Genomic DNA, 16,090 nt, shown 5'->3' on the forward strand with positions numbered 1-16,090 from the left:
GCGGCGCGGCTGCGCCTATGGCACTTCAACATCATTGTCGCAGCCCCGACCCGCGGTCACGAGCGGGGGCTCCTATCTTTTTAGTGCCCTCGGATTGGGTCATAGTGTCTGACGTTGCCAAAGCATCGGCGTCGCCTTGGTCCAGATGTGGCAGTTGAGGACGTTCCCTTTCTGCCGGCAGTTGGGGACAGTCCTAGTCGTTGGGGACGCTCTTAAACGACTAGTCATTCAGGAACGTCCCCAATGACTAGTCGTTTAAGTACGTCCCCAATGAGTATGTAGGGGAGCAGATTTTTCCGTTCGGCGATTTGTGGCTTGAAAAATGTATATAACGACTATAACGTAGTATGAAACATATTGGAAACAATACCGAGGAGGCTGCGTTGAAGAAAAGCAATCTGGGCTATGTGCTGGTGCTGATCGCCGCGCTTATGTGGGGCAGCATCGGAATCTTTGTAAACGGCATCTCGGCCATGGGTGTTTCGTCTCAGAGCATGGCGGCCTTTCGCTTGTTGGTCGGAGCGCTTATCTTGGCGCCGGTCCTGATGTTTATGGGCTGCCGCCCGGGTGAGGGGTCTACCGTGGCTCAGGGTCCGCTGACCCTGTTCAAGGCAAGCCCTAAAGAGCTTGTTCCCTGCGCGCTTGTCGGTATCGTCGGTTTGGCCGCCGCCAACACCTGCTATTACGAGTGCATGGGCGAGGTGGGCATGTCCACGGCCTCGGTGCTGCTCTACACCTCGCCGGTGTTTGGCGTCATGCTCGGCCGCGTGCTTTATCGCGAGGACGTGACCCCTAACAAGCTCGTTGCCATTGTCTTTAACATCGTTGGCTGCGTGCTTGCAGTGACCAATGGCGACCTTTCCGGTTTTCATTTTTCGGTTTGGGGCGTCACGTCGGGTGTGATTGCAGGCCTTTGTGGTGCGTCGCTCGCGGTGTTTAGCCGAATAGCAACCAAGACGGTCCACCCGCTGGCTGTCACGTTTTGGGGCTTTGTTTTTGGCGGTGCGGTTATGGCAGCTATCGCGGCTCCGTGGCCGGATGTCGCCGCGGCAATGTCGCCACAGCTGCTGCTGTTGTTCCTTGGCTTTGGACTCATCCCCACAGCCGTGGCTTACATCTTATATATGCAGGGTCTGTCCATGGGGCTCGAGACGTCGAAAGTTCCCGTCGTAATGTCATTCGAGACAGTTGTCACCGTACTGCTGGGCATTGGTGTCTACGCCGAGCCCGCCGGCGCGATCAAGGTCCTGGGCATCGTGCTGGTGCTCGCGTCCATCCTGATCATGAACACCGACTTCTCCAGGCTGCGCAACAGTGTGTTTGTCGGTCATGTCATTGAGAGCATGACCTTTAAGCCCAACGCGTGGTGGACGGAGAAATCGCAGGACATGGATCTGTTTAAGGAACGCACCGGCATCGCGCTGGAGCCCACCGTACAGGAAAGTCCCTGGTACTTCGTGCGATAGGGAATTGCGTGCGGCATCCGACCTGGGGTTATCCAGCCAGTGCCCGCCTACCCAGCCCCAACGTTTCGAGTACGTTAAACCCGTAAACGGTCGATTTTTAACCGCGAACGGTCTTTATACTAATTATCAATGTAAGTAGCGTATAAGACGTTATAATGACCATAACGAAAAGGAGGAGGCAAGATGAATCAGATCATTCTCGCATCTCATGGCGGCCTGGCCGCAGGCGCCAAAGACACGCTCGAGATGGTTCTCGGCGACGTGTCGAACGTCCACGTCGTGTCGCTTGCTCGTGACGACAAGGAGCCCATCACCAATAAGGTGGACGCCATGATCGCCACGTTCAACGCGGACGACACCGTCTATGTGCTGACCGATATGCTCGGCAGCTCGGTCAACAACAGCATGGTCGAGCTTTCCAAGAACGGCACGAAGTTCACGGTTGTCAGCGGTTTCAACATCCCGCTGGCGCTCACGCTCGCTATGAGCCCCGCCCCCGTCAAGGGCACCGAGCTCGCGGCCCTCATCAACGAGGCCCGCACTGGTCTGACCAACCCCAACGCACCGGTCGAGGCCGTCGCGGCTCCCGCCAAGAAGGCCAAGGCGTCCCATCACAGCTCCGGTCCCGCCAAGATCGTCCTCGCACGTCTTGACTACCGTCTGCTGCACGGTCAGGTCGTCTTTACCTGGACCACCAAGGTTCAGGCCGAGCGCATCATCGTCGTCGACAACGCTGCCGCCAACGATGACATCAAGAAGGGCGCTCTTAAGCTGGCCAAGCCCCAGGGCGTGCGCCTGAACGTCTTCACCGTCGAGCGCGCCCTCGCCAAGATGGACAAGCTCAACACCCTTGGCGAGCGCGTCATGTTCGTCTTTGGCAACACTGCCGAGATGCTGCAGTTCTGCCAGGGCTACAAGCTCGACGCCATCAACCTGGGCGCCACCGCCAACCACGACGGTGCCGATCAGGTCGGCGGCAAGGACAGCTCCGTCTTCTTCGACGCCACGCAGAAGGCCGACATCAACCAGCTGCTCGACATGGGCATCAAGCTCTATGTCCAGCAGACCCCCACGTATCAGAGCGTCGACATCGACGCCAAGCTGTAGTCAACCAGGCTTTTGCCTGACTGAAAGGAGAAGGGTATGAATACGTTCATCAGTGCGGTGCTCGTCGGCCTCGTCGGCGTGTTCTGCATGTGGGACTCCCGCCTGCTCGGTCGTCTTAACTTCGAGCAGCCCCTCGTTGGCGCTACGCTCGTCGGTCTGCTGCTGGGCGATGTGCCCACCGGCCTTGCCGTCGGTGCCGCCGTCGAGCTCGTGTCCATGGGCCTGGTGCAGGTCGGTGCTGCCGTTCCGCCCGATATGGTCCTGGGCGGCATCGTGGCCGCTGCCTTTGCGTGCCTGACCGATGCTTCCGCCGAGACCGCCATGACGATCGCCATCCCGGTCGCCGTCCTGGGTCAGCTCCTCGGCATCGTGTTCCGTTCCATCATCGCCGCCCTCACCCATGTGGCAGATAGCGCGATCGATAACGGAAAGTTCAAGACCGCCTACCGTATGCACATCTGCGTCGGCACTGGTCTGTACGCCGTCATGTACTTCCTGCCGATCTTCCTCGCCGTCTTTGTTGGCACCGACCTGGTTCAGGCCATCGTCAACATGGTTCCCGAGTGGCTGTCCACTGGTCTTAACGTTTCGACCAAGATCATGACCGCCTACGGCTTGGCCCTGCTGCTCACCATGATGATCAAGAAGGGTATGACTCCGTTCCTGTTCATCGGCTTCCTGCTCGCCGCTTACCTCAACCTGTCCGTCATCGCGGTCGCTCTGATCGGTGTGTGCCTGGCTGTCGTCTTCATGGGCTTCAAGTTCAACGGTTCCCATGCAGCCGCCGGTGTCGATTCCGACTACGATCCGCTCGAAGACGACGAAGACTAAGGAGGAACACACTATGGCAACCGCAACCAAGGACGTGTCCCTGAACAAGAAGGTCAGCCAGTTCTTCTGGCGCTCCTGGGCCATCCAGGCCTCTTGGAACTACGAGCGTCAGATGAACATGGGCTTCCTCTATGGCATGGTTCCCACGCTCGATCGCCTCTATCCGGATGAGTCCGACCCCAAGCAGCTCGCTGCCAAGAAAGAGGCTTACCACCGTCACATGGCGTTCTACAACTGCACTCCGCAGACGAGCGCTTTCGTCCTGGGCCTCGCCGCCTCCATGGAGGAGGAGTACGCCAAGGATCCCGAGAACTTCGATCCCGATTCGATCAACGCGGTCAAGACCTCCCTCATGGGCCCGCTTTCCGGTATTGGTGACTCCTTCTTCCAGGGCACCATCCGCGTTATCGCCTTTGGTCTGGGCGTTCAGCTGGCTCAGCAGGGCTCCATCATGGGCCCGATCCTGGCCATGCTCATCTCCATCGTGCCTTCCGTGCTGATCACGTGGTTCGCAGCCAAGATGGGCTATCAGGGCGGCCACGAGTACCTGAGCAAGCTTCAGGGCGGCGACCTCATGGAGAAGCTCATGTATGTCTGCGGCATCGTGGGTCTTATGTCCGTGGGCGGCATGATCGCTACGCTGATCGGCGCCACCACCCCGCTGCAGTTCGCTGACGGCACCGTCGTGATCCAGGACATCCTGGACGGCATGATGCCCCAGATGATTTCCCTTGGCCTCACCGGCCTTATGTACTGGCTCATCAAGAAGAACGTCAACACCGGTTGGCTTCTTGTGATCGCCATCGTGGGCGGCATCGCCCTCTCCGCGGCCGGCATCCTGGCCTAGTCGCGCCCAAGCGTCTAACCGCTTTCCCCGGGGAGCCTGCCTGGCATCCCATACCCCAGGCAGGCTCCCATCCCTAAATGTGTCAAAGGGACAGTCCCTATGTCACATCTTCAATGGGCCGGCGACTCGGTCCAAATCACGGTAATCCTGCGCACGTCCGGCAAAGTGGCGCCGCAAAAATCGAAAGGAATGTGTCAGATGTACGAGATCGACCTTAACCTCCCTAAGCAGATCGTCGCTGATGTCCTGTCCAACCACGAGATCCACAGCGTCGCCTTCGTTGGCTGCGGCGCTTCCATGTCCGACCTTTACCCCGCCAAGTACTTCCTGGCCAACAACACGGACAAGCTGAACGTTCAGATCTTCACCGCAAACGAGTTCAACTACGACACGCCTTCCTGGGTCAACGAGCACACCTTCGTGATCACCTGCTCCCTCGGTGGCTCCACGCCCGAGACCGTCGAGGCCAACAAGACCGCCAAGAAGCACAACTGCCCGGTCGTCTCCCTCACCAACAAGGCCGGCTCCGCTCTGACCGTCGACGCCGACCACGTCATCATCCACGGCTTCCACGCCAACTACGCTGCCAAGTGCGAGAAGCCCGGCTATGCCATCGCTCTTGCTCTCGAGATCCTTCAGCAGACCGAGGGCTATGACCACTACGAGGACATGATCACCGGCCTCACCAACGTCTTCGACCTCTGCGAGAACGCCGCTCAGTCTGCCAAGGGTCTTGCCAAGCAGTTCGCTCAGGACTTCAAGGACGACAAGATGATCTACTTCATGGCTTCCGGTGCCTCCGAGAAGATGGCTTATTCTCACGCCGCCTTCCTGTTCACCGAGATGCAGTGGATCGACGCCGCCGCCTACAACACCGGCGAGTACTTCCACGGCCCGTTCGAGGTTTCCACCGAGGGTAAGCCCTACGTCTTCTTCATGTCCGATGGCGCTACCCGTCCGATGGACGCCCGCGCCCTCACCTTCCTTAAGCGCATGGGCGCCAAGGTCGCTCTGATCGACTCCAAGGACTACGGCCTGGCTGACGCCGTGCCCGCGAGTGTCGTCACCTACTTCAACCCGCTGCTGCACCTCGCCGTGATGCGCGAGTACGGCAACCAGATTGCCGAGGCCCGTCAGCACCCGCTGACCATGCGTCGCTACATGTGGAAGCTTTCCTACTAATCACAAGTAAGTAGACCTTACGGGTTGATTGAGAGGGGATGGGGTTTTCGCCCCGTCCCCTTTTTTGCTTTGGGGGCGTGTTTGTCGCGCCGCAAACCCCAGATAAAACCTACCAAAATAAACCTGTCCCTTTTTGGCAGGTGGAAGGAGATGCGTATGATCAAGGCAGTGCTGTTTGACATGGACGGCGTGCTGGTCGATACCGAGTGGTTCTACAACCGTCGCCGCGTGGCGTTTATGGAAGAGAAGGGGTTCCACTTTGACGAGATCCCCGACCTTTCGGGGTCTAACGAGCCGGCCATTTGGAAGGCGCTGGTGCCCGACGATGTTGAGCTGCGTGAGCGCCTGCGCGTGGAGTACAAGCAGGTCTACAGCCCGCACCACCCCGTTCCGTATGCCGAGCTTCTCAACGAGCAGACGGAGCCGGTGATGCGTGAGCTGCATGAGCGCGGCGTGAAGTGTGCCATCGCGAGCTCGTCCTATCGCGAGCTGATCGACGAGCTGGTGGAGATTGCCGGCATCGCCGACGTGCTGGACTACACCATCAGCGGTCACGAGTGCAGTGCGTTTAAGCCCGACCCCGAGATCTACCAGCGTGCCATGGAGGCGCTGGGGGTGGAGCCTTCCGAGTGCCTGGTTATCGAGGATTCGCCTCTGGGCATCGAGGCTGGCAAGCGCTCTGGCGCCCGCGTCCTGGCGCTGCGTCCGCACGAGGGCGTCAACCTGGACCAGTCTGCCGCCGACGTTGTCATCGACAATCTGTGTGACATCCTACCTGCCATTTAGGGACAGGTTTATTTTGGCAGGTTTTATCTGGGCAAATGCCGAATTCGCCGTGAAGGGATCGCTCTCTTCACGGCGTTTTTCTTTTGAGCGGCCTCACGGTCCTTCTGATGGTTGTCGAGAGAGGGTGAATTGAGGCGCCCCCGCACGCTCCATGCTACAATCGCGGGCATGCCCCACAACTATATCTGCCTTCGAAAGGAGCCTGCGTGGCGGATGCCATCGATCAGCTCACGGACCGCGTGCTCGTACTCGGCCGCCTCACCATCGTCCGCCGTGCCATTACTGCCGTGGCAGTCACGGTCTCTGCCGTTCTCCAGACATTTCTGATCCAGGCGTTCATTCGGCCCGCTGACCTGCTTCCGAGTGGTCTTACCGGCGTCGCGGTCCTTCTCGATCGCGTTACCTCGCTAGGCGGCGTTCACATCGACATCTCGCTCGGTATGCTCGCACTCAACATCCCCGTGGCGCTCCTATGCTGGAGCGGCATTAGCAAGCGCTTCGTCATCTTCTCGATGATGCAGGTCGTGCTCTCGTCGCTGTTCCTCAACGTTTTTCACTTCGCTCCATTTTTGGGCGACAAGATCATGCTCATCATTTTTGGCGGCGTGGTCTCGGGCCTGGGTGCTGCCATCGCGCTTAAGTCCGGCGCATCCACCGGCGGCACCGACTTTATCGCGCTGTGGGTTTCCAACCACACGGGCAAGACCATCTGGGGCGTCATCTTTGGCTTTAACTGCTTTATCCTGGCAATCTTTGGTTTTATGTTTGGCTGGGACAAGGCGGCGTATTCCATTGTGTTCCAGTTTATTTCGACCAAGACCATCGACAGTTTCTATCATCGCTACGATCGTGTGACGCTGCAGATCACGACGCGTAAGGCAGACGAGGTCATGACTGCCTACGTAAACCATTTTCAGCACGGCATTAGCTGCGCCGAGGTCGTCGGCGGATACAGCCGCGAGAAGATGTACCTGCTGCACACCGTTGTCTCGACCTACGAGAGCCAGGACATTATCAGGCTGGTATGCGAGGTTGATCCCGGCGCCGTGATCAACGTGTTCCACACGCTCAACTTTGTGGGCGGTTGGTGGGGTGGTCATGTCGACGAACCCATGCCCACGGCCGTTCCCGATCCCGACAAGCCCGCACGCATGGCCAGCAGGCAGGTGCGCCTCAGCGAACAGGACAGCTTGCAGCAGGACGACGGCAAGTAAGGTATTTGGCATTTTGCCGGCTCTGCTCAATCCTGTCCCTTTTTGGTAGGGAGGGTGTATCGTTTTATCGTTATGAGGTAACATAAAAATAGACGTTATATACGTATTTGTTATTCCGATATTTCGATAAGAGTGATTAGATATGCCTGCACCCAAAAATGCGCCGCTGTACCAGCAGATTTACGACGAAATCAAGGATTCGATCGAGAAGGGTGTTTATGCACCCAAGGAGCGTATCCCGTCCGAGCTTGAGCTTGCCGAGCAGTACGAGGTGAGCCGTATTACGGTGCGCCGCGCCGTAGAGGAGCTGTGTTCCGATGGCTATCTGGTTAAACAGCAAGGCCGTGGCACGTTTGTCTCCACGCCGCACATCAACCGCCAGTTTCATGCCTCGATGCTGCAGACGTTTACCGCGCTGTGTGCCGACAATGGCATGAAGGCCGGCGCGCATGTAATCGATCGCCAGATCGTTCCGGCGCGCCAAAACGAGATGGAGTTCTTTGGCCTGCAGAAGGATGCGCTGCTGCTGCATATCAAGCGCGTGCGTACGGCCGACGGCGAGCCCATCTTTGAGGAGAACATCTTTGTGCCCTTTGACGCCTACCGTGAGCTGTTGACGGCCGATCTTGAGGACAAGTCGATTTTTGCCGAGGTCGAGCGTGTTGGTGGAACGCCGATTGCCTCGGTTGGCTACCGCACGGTCGAGGCCGTTCGCGCCAATGCCGAGCAGGCGGCCGAGCTGGGCATCGCTCCGCACGATCCGCTGCTCAACCTGCGTGCCGGCTTTACCGGTCCCAATGGCGAGCCGGTTTTGCTCGGCAAGCAGTACTACGTGGGCAGCCGCTACGTCATGGTCATATAAGTTACGCGGTTTTACCAAACCGTGTAACGGCTTGACGCTACGCCTTTGGTTCCGCCGTTCTAACGAACGGCGGACCGGTCGACGCTGCAAACGCCCCTAAGCGGCAATCTGACGTTCAATCGTCGGTCGCGTACAAAAGTACGCTTCCCTCCTCTTTCACGTCACCTTGCTCGCTTAGGGGCGTTTTCGCTGACTTATGCTCAACCAGCGACGTTTCCGCGCTTGTCAAGAATGTCCCCAATGACTACCCACCGTTTTTGGCCTGTGTACGGGTTCAAAGTGGGAGATTATCCACGCTCGTTCCCATCGGATTACATTGCCCGTGGCCGGCAGCCGTGCGGCACCGGTCCGCGTGGCGGCGTATAATCGGCGGCAGATGACTTGGACGTTAGGAAACCATGACCGATAGCATGCAGCAGATGGCGCTCGATACGCTCGGCGCCTATTTTGGCTACACCTCGTTTCGCCCGGGGCAGGACCGCATGGTCGATGCGATCCTTGCCGGCCGCGATGCGCTGGGCGTTATGCCCACGGGCGCCGGCAAGTCCATTTGCTACCAGGTGCCCGCGCTCATGCTGCCCGGTATCACCTTTGTGGTGAGTCCGCTGCTGTCGCTTATGGAGGATCAGACCCGTGCATTGCTCGCGGCGGGTGCGCGACCCAGCTATCTCAACTCCAGTCTTACTCCGGCCCAGCAAAACACCGTGCTCAAGCGGGCGCGCGAGGGCCGCTACCAGCTTATGTACGTGGCGCCCGAGCGTCTGCTCGAGCCGCGCTTTTTAGCTTTTGCGCGGGAGGCCGCGGCCGCCGCCGGCATTGGCGTGCCGCTCGTGGCCATTGACGAGGCCCACTGCGTAAGCCAGTGGGGCCAGGATTTCCGTCCCGCCTACCTGCAGATTCGCGAGTTCATCGATTCCCTGCCGCAGCGCCCCATCGTGGCGGCCTTTACCGCTACGGCGACCGAGCGCGTGCGCGCGGACATTCAGCAGATGCTCGGCCTGCAAAACCCCGCGACGGTGGTGACGGGCTTCGATCGCAAGAACCTCTACTTTGGCTGCGAGGAGATGGGCGACAAGGCCAAGGCCGCGTGGGTGCGCGACTATGTGATCGCACATTCGAGTGAAAGCGGCATCGTGTATTGCTCGACTCGCAAGACCGTCGATGCGCTGGCAAGCGGGCTTGCCGAGGCGCTGGGCTCCCGCGGCATTCGCGTTGGCCGCTACCATGCCGGCATGGGCAACGACGCCCGCCGGCAAAGCCAGCGCGCCTTTATCGACGACGATATCCAGGTAATGGTTGCCACCAACGCCTTTGGCATGGGTATCGACAAGCCCAACGTGCGCTACGTGATTCACAACAACGTGCCCGAGAGCATCGAGGCGTACTACCAGGAGGCGGGCCGCGCCGGCCGCGATGGCGACCCAGCCAGCTGCCATTTGCTGTGGAACGGCAATGATTTTCGCATGCGTCGCTTTTTGATCGACCGCGGTGATGCTGCCGACGAGGCGCTCGATGACGAGCAACGCGCGTGGGCGCTCCAGAATCGATACCGCCTGCTCAGCCAGATGGAGGGCTACTGCAATACCACCGGCTGCCTGCGCGAATACATACTGCGCTACTTTGGCGACGAGGCTGCGGCCGAGCATACCGCCGCAGCCGGTGCTAGCGGTGCCGCCACGGACGACGCCGTGGGCTGCGGCAACTGCAGCAACTGCCTCACGCAGTTCGAGGTCGAGGACGTCACCGATATGGCCCGCGCCGCCGTGCGCTATGTGGCTACGCGTCCCATGCGTTTTGGCAAGTCGCTGATCGCCGACGTGCTCCACGGCGGCAACACCGAGCGCATTCGCCAGATGCATCTGGACGAGGACCGCGGCTACGGTGAGCTGTCGAGCGAATCGGTCGGGCGCATCAAGGACATCATCGGGCAGCTGTGCGGCCGCGGTTATTTGGCAACCTCACAGGGACAGTACCCGGTCGTGGGGCTGGGCCCGCGTGCCGGCGAGGTCGAGGACGAGGCGTTTGCCTTTACCGTTAAGCGTCGTGCATCCAAGCGCAAGGCCTCGGCCCGCGCCCGCCGTGCGGTGGATCTGCTGCGCGAGGAGGCCGAGCTGGATCAGCGCCCGCGCGTGGGCGACGATGCCGAGCTGTTCGAGCGCTTGCGGGCACTCCGCAAGGAGATTTCGATCGAGCTGGAGATGGCGCCGTACATGGTCTTCTCCGATAAGGCCCTGCGCGGTCTGTGCCGCCTGCGCCCTCAGACGCGCGACGAGCTTATCCGGGTCAACGGCATTGGCGAGAAAAAAGCCGACGCCTTTGGCGAGCAGTTTATGGCGGCGATTGAAGAGTTTGAATCCGAGCATGCACGGGATGGAGCGTAACGATGGCAGCCGATAGCAGGACCGACCGTACTGACGTGTCCGCCGTGCCGCTGTACCAGCAGGTTATGGACGACCTAAAGGGCGAGATCGCGCGCGGCGTGTACGCTGCCGGCTCGCGCATTCCTTCCGAGATGGAGCTCGCGAAGTCCTACGGCGTGGGGCGCATTACCGTGCGTCGCGCCATTGAGGAGTTGTCGCGCGCGGGATATCTCAACCGTCAGCAGGGGAGGGGCACGTTTGTGTGTGCGCCCAAGCTCAAGCGCAAGATTGTCCAGAAAGGCGACGTCCAGAGTTTTACCGAGGCCTGCGCTGCCAACGACATGGCGGCCGGAGCGCGCCTGGTATCGCGCACGGTGGTTGCGGCGACGCGCAAGGACGCGGCGTTTTTTGGCGTGGAACCCGGCTGCGAGCTCATCGTGGTCGAGCGCGTGCGCACGGCCGATGGCGTGCCCGTCATGCTCGAGAACAACGCCTTTGTGCTGGCCGACCATCCCTATCTGCAGCAGCTTGCCGACGAGGACCTCGCCGACAATTCGATTTTTGCGCTTGTTGCCGTGCATTCGGGCCGCGCACCGCTCAAGTCCGATCCCTGTACCGTGGAGATCGCGCTCGCCGATGCTCAGACGGCCCCGCTGTTGGAGGTGCCGGTCGGCGAGCCGCTCTTTTATATGGAGGCGTACTTTACCGATGCGGACGAGCGGCCCTTGCTGCTCGGGCGCCAAAAGATCGTGGGGTCGCGCTACGTGTTCGACATCTAACGTCCATAGATAGAACAATGCAGAACAAGTTTGGTGAAATGAATTCACCTGCGACAGCTTGCGTGCTATAAATAGGACAACATAGAACGACCGCAGGTACGAGCTTTCGTCGCTCAAAGCCGCCACACAGGGAGGAACGTCACCGTGAACGCACACGATCTGGTTCAGGAAATTATCGAGCGCAAGGGTAAGATCGAGAATGTCTTTTGGATCGCCTGCGGCGGTTCGATGATTGACCTTATGCCGGCCAATGAGCTGCTCAAGCGCGAGGCAACCACGTTTACCTCGACGGTCTACACGGCGCGCGAGTTTTGCCTTATGGCCCCCAAGAGCCTAGGGCCGAAGTCACTCGTCATCGCCTGTAGCCACAGCGGTAACACGCAAGAGGTCGTCGACGGCTGCGAGATGGCGCTGGCCGCCGGTGCCGAGGTCGTGACTATGACTGACTACGCGGGCTCCAAGATCGATAACGGCAAGTGGACCACCTGGGTTTACCCGTGGGGCAAGGGCGAGTCGCAGGCCGAAGTTCCGCAGGGCATCGGCGCTCTGATCGCCGCCGAGCTGCTCGACCAGCAGGAGGGCTACGAGGCGCTCGCCGACATGTACGCAGGCCTTAAGCAGATGGACACACTGCTGCCCGCTGCCCGCGAGAAGGTCAACGCCGAGCTGGGCGATCGCTTTGCCGAGCTCTGCCAGCAGCACAAGTTCTTCTATATCCTGGGCTCCGGCCCCAACTTTAGCCAGACCTACGCCATGGCCATCTGCTCGCTCATGGAGATGCAGTGGCAGCACTGCTGCTACATCCACTCCGGCGAGTATTTCCACGGTCCCTTCGAGGCTACCGAGCCCGGCGTCTTCTACTTTGTGCAGCTTGGCGCTGGCGAGTGCCGCCCCATGGAGGAGCGCGCACTGGCATTTCTCAACACGCACACCGATACAGTCATGGTGCTCGATGCGCTTGAGTACGGCGTGGGCGAGGTGCCTGCCAGCGTGCGTTCGTACCTGGAGCCGATCTTCTTCTATGCGATGAGCTGTGAGCTGCGCGCCGCCCGCGGCAAGGTATTTGACCACAGCCCCGAGGTTCGCCGCTACATGGGCGTCGAGCGGTACTAGGTAACGGGGAACGCGATTTTCATGACGGGGCCTTCGCCAAGCGCGGGCCCCGTTTGCGTCACGGCGCCCCTTTCTGTTTGTCGAAAAACGAAGTCAAATACTTTTCTCGAGAAGTGAACGACCTATTTTTGACCCCCGAAGCATCGACATTTTTTGACGCCAAAACAGCAGGAAAATCTTAATGAAACTGCAGGAAATGGTCCCCACAAAGTGCCGATGCTTCGGGGGCTCGTTTTTGCTCGTTCACTTTTCGGGAAAAGTATTAGACCTAAATCTGCAAGCGTGTCGCGTGAGTCAAAAAGCGGGCCGCGCCGGTGGGTTTCCGGCGCGGCCCGCTTTACATTGTGTCCGTATGAGTGAGTTGTCGCATCAACCGGCGGACTACTTGGCGTCGTAGGCCTCGGCGTCCCACCAGTCGAGCTGGGCGATGTTGTCGCGAATATGCTGACAGCTCTTGTGGAAGCCCTCGAGCTCGTGCTCGGAAAGGTCGAGCGTGTAGACCTCCTCGACGCCCTCGGCGCCGATCACGCACGGCAGGGAGGTAAAGATGCCCTCCTCGCCATACTGGCCGGTCATAAGCGTAGAGGCCGAAAGCACGGCGTGCTCGTTGTGCAGCACGGCGGCGCAGACGCGCGCGGCGGAGTTGGCAACGGCGTACTCGGTGCACTGCTTGCCGGCGTAAGTCACATAACCGCCCTTACGTGCGAGCTCCTCGACTTCCATGTGGTCGAAGGCGTACTTGTCGGGGTTCTCGGCCTGAAGCTCGTTGAGGCTCTTGCCGGCGATGGTTGCGGCCTTAAAGGCGGCCAGCTGGCTAAAGCCATGCTCGCCGATCATGTAGGCGTCGATGGACTTGGGGCTCACCCCGACCTTCTTGGAGATCTCGGTGCGCAGGCGGGCAGAGTCCAGGCCACAGCCCGAGCCGATGATCTTCTTGGGATCGTAGCCGGTCAGGTGCCACAGCTCGGTGCACACGACGTCGCAGGGGTTGGAGATGCTCACGAAGATGCCGTCGAAGCCGGCATCGACGATGCGCTTGGCAAAGGTGCGGGCGGCGTCGGTGGTAAAGAACAGCTCGCCGTCGCGGTTGCCGGCGGCCAGTGCGACCTTGCCGGCGGCGTTGACGATGACGTCGCAGCAGGCCAGCTCCTCGTAGTGGTCGTAGCAGTTGACGATCTTGGTGTTGTACGGGACAAACGAAAGGGAGTCGCGCAGGTCTTGGACCTCGGACGTCACCTTTGCCTCGTTGATATCGCAGAGGTACAGCTCATCGGCAATGCCCTGCATGAGCAGGCTGTTGGCGACATGTGCTCCTACGTGGCCCTGGCCGACCACACCGATCTTACGCGTCTGGTACATATTCATATCCTTTCGGCCGAGTTTTTCGCATCGAACCATTGTAGCGTCCTGCTGCCACTTTGCTAGGCTAAAGCGCCGTAGATTTTTGGGACATGCCTTAATCTCTACTTTTGGAGTGATTTGGGCCGCTGACGGTGTCTCGGGGCGATGCACTCGCGCGGATGGGGCCGCTCGTTGTACCATAGCTGCAACTGACTCGTAAGGAGCATCCATGCCCATTCGCATCCCCGACGCCCTCCCTGCCGCCGCGCAGCTCGAGAGCGAGAACATCTTTGTCATGACCGAGTACCGCGCGCTGCACCAGGACATCCGTCCGCTGCGCGTGCTCATCCTCAACCTCATGCCAACCAAGATCGCCACCGAGACGCAGATCATGCGCAAGCTCTCCAACACGCCGCTGCAGGTAGAGGTGGACCTGCTACGCACCAAGACGCACGAGGCCACGCACGTGAGTGCCGGCCACCTGGAGACGTTCTACCGTACGTTCGACGACATCCGCGATATCCACTACGACGGCCTGATCATCACGGGCGCGCCGGTGGAGCAGATGCCGTTCGAGGAGGTCGACTACTGGCCCGAGCTCTGCCAGATCATGGATTGGTCCACCACGCACGTGCACTCTACGCTGCATATTTGCTGGGGTGCACAGGCAGGGCTCTACCATCATTACGGTATCCAGAAGTGCGACCTGCCGGCCAAGGCGAGCGGCGTGTTTGAGCATTATCTGGTGAAGCCGCAAAGCCCGCTGGTCCGCGGCTTTGACGACCGCTTCTATGCCGTGCATTCACGCAATACCGATGTGCGCCGCGAGGACGTGGAGGCCGAGCCGCAGCTTGAGGTCGTGGCCGTATCAGACGAGGTGGGCCTGTACATCGTCAAGTCGACCGACAGTCGCCGCTTCTTTGTCTTTGGCCATCCCGAGTACGATACCGACACGCTGCGCCTGGAGTACGAGCGCGACGTGAAGCGCGGGCTCAACCCCCAGGTGCCGGCGCATTACTTCCCAGGTGACGACCCCACCGCCGAGCCGCGCAACGTCTGGCGCAGCCAGGCCCAGCTGCTCTACACCAACTGGCTCAACTACTACGTCTACCAGACCACGCCCTACGACCTGGCCCGCGCCGGCGAGGAGCACTAGGCTACGGCTGCGGTTGCGGTTGTGGCTGCGGCTGCGGCGTGACGGGCGTGGATTTTCGGATGCCCATCTTGCGGGTGCGATACAACGGCGGTTAGGCGCTGATGATGTGGGGTAGCGGCAGGTCGTGGGTGTCGGTGGGAACGTGGTCGACACGCTGCTCGTCAAAGGCGATGCCGATGATTTGGCATGCGGGCGAGAGCGTGGGCAGGTAGCGGTCGTAGCAGCCGCCGCCGTAGCCCAGGCGCGCGCCGGTGTGATCGAAGGCTACGAGCGGCACGACGATCATATCGAGCGCCTCGGCAGGCACGATAGGAAAGCGGCTGCTGTCGACGTCCGTGGCTGCGAAGGCCCGCGTAGGGCGGGCGATAAACGGGGCCTCGGACGCATCGCCGGCAGCAACTGCCCGCATGCACATGCGCTGGCCACAAGCCACGGTGTCAGCTGCCGAGAACATGCACGGATAGGCCACGCGCCAGCCGTGTTTTGCGGCCGCTGCGGCAAACGCGGCAGGATCTGCCTCGGAGCCCATGGCGGCATAGACGGCAACGGTGCGCGGGGCCACGGGACCCGAGCCGCCCAGCAACTCAACGAGCCGCGCGCATACAGCAGCAGACTTTGCCGCCCGCATATCCAAATCTAGAGCGTCGCGCCGGGCAATTACCGCCCGCCGCAACTCGGCCTTATCCATCCCGGCCCCTCTCTCAAACCTGCCAAAAAGGGACAGGTTTATTTTGGTAGGTTTTATCTGGTCAAATGACGAAACCACCACGCAAACCATCGCAAGGGGAGCAGTTCATGGACACCTTCGTGGGTTTTGACGAAGAGTGGGTGTTCGCGGCGGTGTGTCTCGATCTGTAACAGTAACTCGGCAAAATCGGGCCTAGATGTTACAGATTTAGACAAAGGGCCGGCGTCATCCGAAAACGTCTCGATTTGTAACATCTGGAGCCAATATTCCCGCCTAGATGTTACAGATTTAGACAAACTGGTGTGACGGGCTGAGCTGCCCCGCCCAAGCAGCGGCAAAAGAAAAGGTAGATTTTCAG

At 60.1% G+C, this 16,090-nt stretch carries 14 protein-coding genes; 12 read left to right on the top strand and 2 right to left on the bottom strand.

Annotation, left to right across the window (positions count from 1 at the left end):
• The first annotated feature begins 383 nt into the window (after window positions 1-383).
• The 11 genes from ACTQXI_RS06200 (at window position 384) to ACTQXI_RS06250 (ending at window position 12,547) form a co-directional block, all read left to right on the top strand.
• Window positions 384-1,466 (top strand): DMT family transporter, encoded by a 1,083-nt coding sequence (locus ACTQXI_RS06200; protein WP_441049008.1) that lies wholly within the window; start codon window positions 384-386, stop codon window positions 1,464-1,466.
• Between the two features lie 183 nt (window positions 1,467-1,649).
• Window positions 1,650-2,573, top strand: coding sequence for a PTS mannose/fructose/sorbose transporter subunit IIAB (locus ACTQXI_RS06205; protein ID WP_441049007.1), 924 nt, complete (start codon window positions 1,650-1,652; stop codon window positions 2,571-2,573).
• A gap of 36 nt (window positions 2,574-2,609) precedes the next feature.
• The gene (locus ACTQXI_RS06210; protein WP_154518546.1) at window positions 2,610-3,404 is read left to right on the top strand and encodes a PTS mannose/fructose/sorbose/N-acetylgalactosamine transporter subunit IIC; all 795 of its coding nucleotides are present in this window, start codon (window positions 2,610-2,612) and stop codon (window positions 3,402-3,404) included.
• A 13-nt stretch (window positions 3,405-3,417) separates the two neighbouring features.
• The gene (locus tag ACTQXI_RS06215; RefSeq protein ID WP_117855153.1) at window positions 3,418-4,251 is read left to right on the top strand and encodes a PTS system mannose/fructose/sorbose family transporter subunit IID; all 834 of its coding nucleotides are present in this window, start codon (window positions 3,418-3,420) and stop codon (window positions 4,249-4,251) included.
• Between the two features lie 198 nt (window positions 4,252-4,449).
• Window positions 4,450-5,433 (top strand): SIS domain-containing protein, encoded by a 984-nt coding sequence (locus ACTQXI_RS06220; RefSeq protein ID WP_441049006.1) that lies wholly within the window; start codon window positions 4,450-4,452, stop codon window positions 5,431-5,433.
• 156 nt (window positions 5,434-5,589) lie between these two features.
• Window positions 5,590-6,219, top strand: a complete 630-nt coding sequence (locus ACTQXI_RS06225) for an HAD family hydrolase (protein ID WP_441015582.1) — start codon at window positions 5,590-5,592, stop codon at window positions 6,217-6,219.
• A gap of 206 nt (window positions 6,220-6,425) precedes the next feature.
• Complete coding sequence (locus ACTQXI_RS06230) at window positions 6,426-7,433, top strand: YitT family protein (RefSeq protein ID WP_441049005.1); 1,008 nt, start codon at window positions 6,426-6,428, stop codon at window positions 7,431-7,433.
• Window positions 7,434-7,575: 142 nt separating this feature from the next.
• Window positions 7,576-8,295 (top strand): GntR family transcriptional regulator, encoded by a 720-nt coding sequence (locus tag ACTQXI_RS06235; RefSeq protein ID WP_427719478.1) that lies wholly within the window; start codon window positions 7,576-7,578, stop codon window positions 8,293-8,295.
• A gap of 398 nt (window positions 8,296-8,693) precedes the next feature.
• Window positions 8,694-10,676 carry a RecQ family ATP-dependent DNA helicase gene (locus tag ACTQXI_RS06240; protein ID WP_441049004.1) on the top strand — a complete coding sequence of 661 codons (1,983 nt, stop codon included), beginning with the start codon at window positions 8,694-8,696 and terminating at the stop codon, window positions 10,674-10,676.
• A gap of 2 nt (window positions 10,677-10,678) precedes the next feature.
• Entirely contained in the window at window positions 10,679-11,434 is a 756-nt protein-coding gene (locus ACTQXI_RS06245) for a GntR family transcriptional regulator (protein ID WP_441049003.1), read from the top strand.
• A 144-nt stretch (window positions 11,435-11,578) separates the two neighbouring features.
• A complete protein-coding gene (locus ACTQXI_RS06250; protein ID WP_427793944.1) occupies window positions 11,579-12,547 on the top strand; it encodes an SIS domain-containing protein in 969 nt (322 codons plus the stop codon).
• A 381-nt stretch (window positions 12,548-12,928) separates the two neighbouring features.
• Here the strand turns inward: ACTQXI_RS06250 and ACTQXI_RS06255 are convergent, their stop codons facing one another.
• A complete protein-coding gene (locus ACTQXI_RS06255; RefSeq protein WP_152067319.1) occupies window positions 12,929-13,906 on the bottom strand; it encodes an L-lactate dehydrogenase in 978 nt (325 codons plus the stop codon).
• Window positions 13,907-14,117: 211 nt separating this feature from the next.
• Here ACTQXI_RS06255 and metA point away from each other — a divergent pair, with 211 nt between their 5' ends.
• Window positions 14,118-15,044 carry a homoserine O-acetyltransferase MetA gene (metA, locus tag ACTQXI_RS06260; protein WP_427719472.1) on the top strand — a complete coding sequence of 309 codons (927 nt, stop codon included), beginning with the start codon at window positions 14,118-14,120 and terminating at the stop codon, window positions 15,042-15,044.
• A 91-nt stretch (window positions 15,045-15,135) separates the two neighbouring features.
• Here the strand turns inward: metA and ACTQXI_RS06265 are convergent, their stop codons facing one another.
• The gene (locus ACTQXI_RS06265) at window positions 15,136-15,732 is read right to left on the bottom strand and encodes a 5-formyltetrahydrofolate cyclo-ligase (protein ID WP_441049002.1); all 597 of its coding nucleotides are present in this window, start codon (window positions 15,730-15,732) and stop codon (window positions 15,136-15,138) included.
• Window positions 15,733-16,090: the final 358 nt, after the last annotated feature.

Source organism: Collinsella sp. LCP19S3_C9, from assembly GCF_052121575.1.
GTDB lineage: Bacteria > Actinomycetota > Coriobacteriia > Coriobacteriales > Coriobacteriaceae > Collinsella.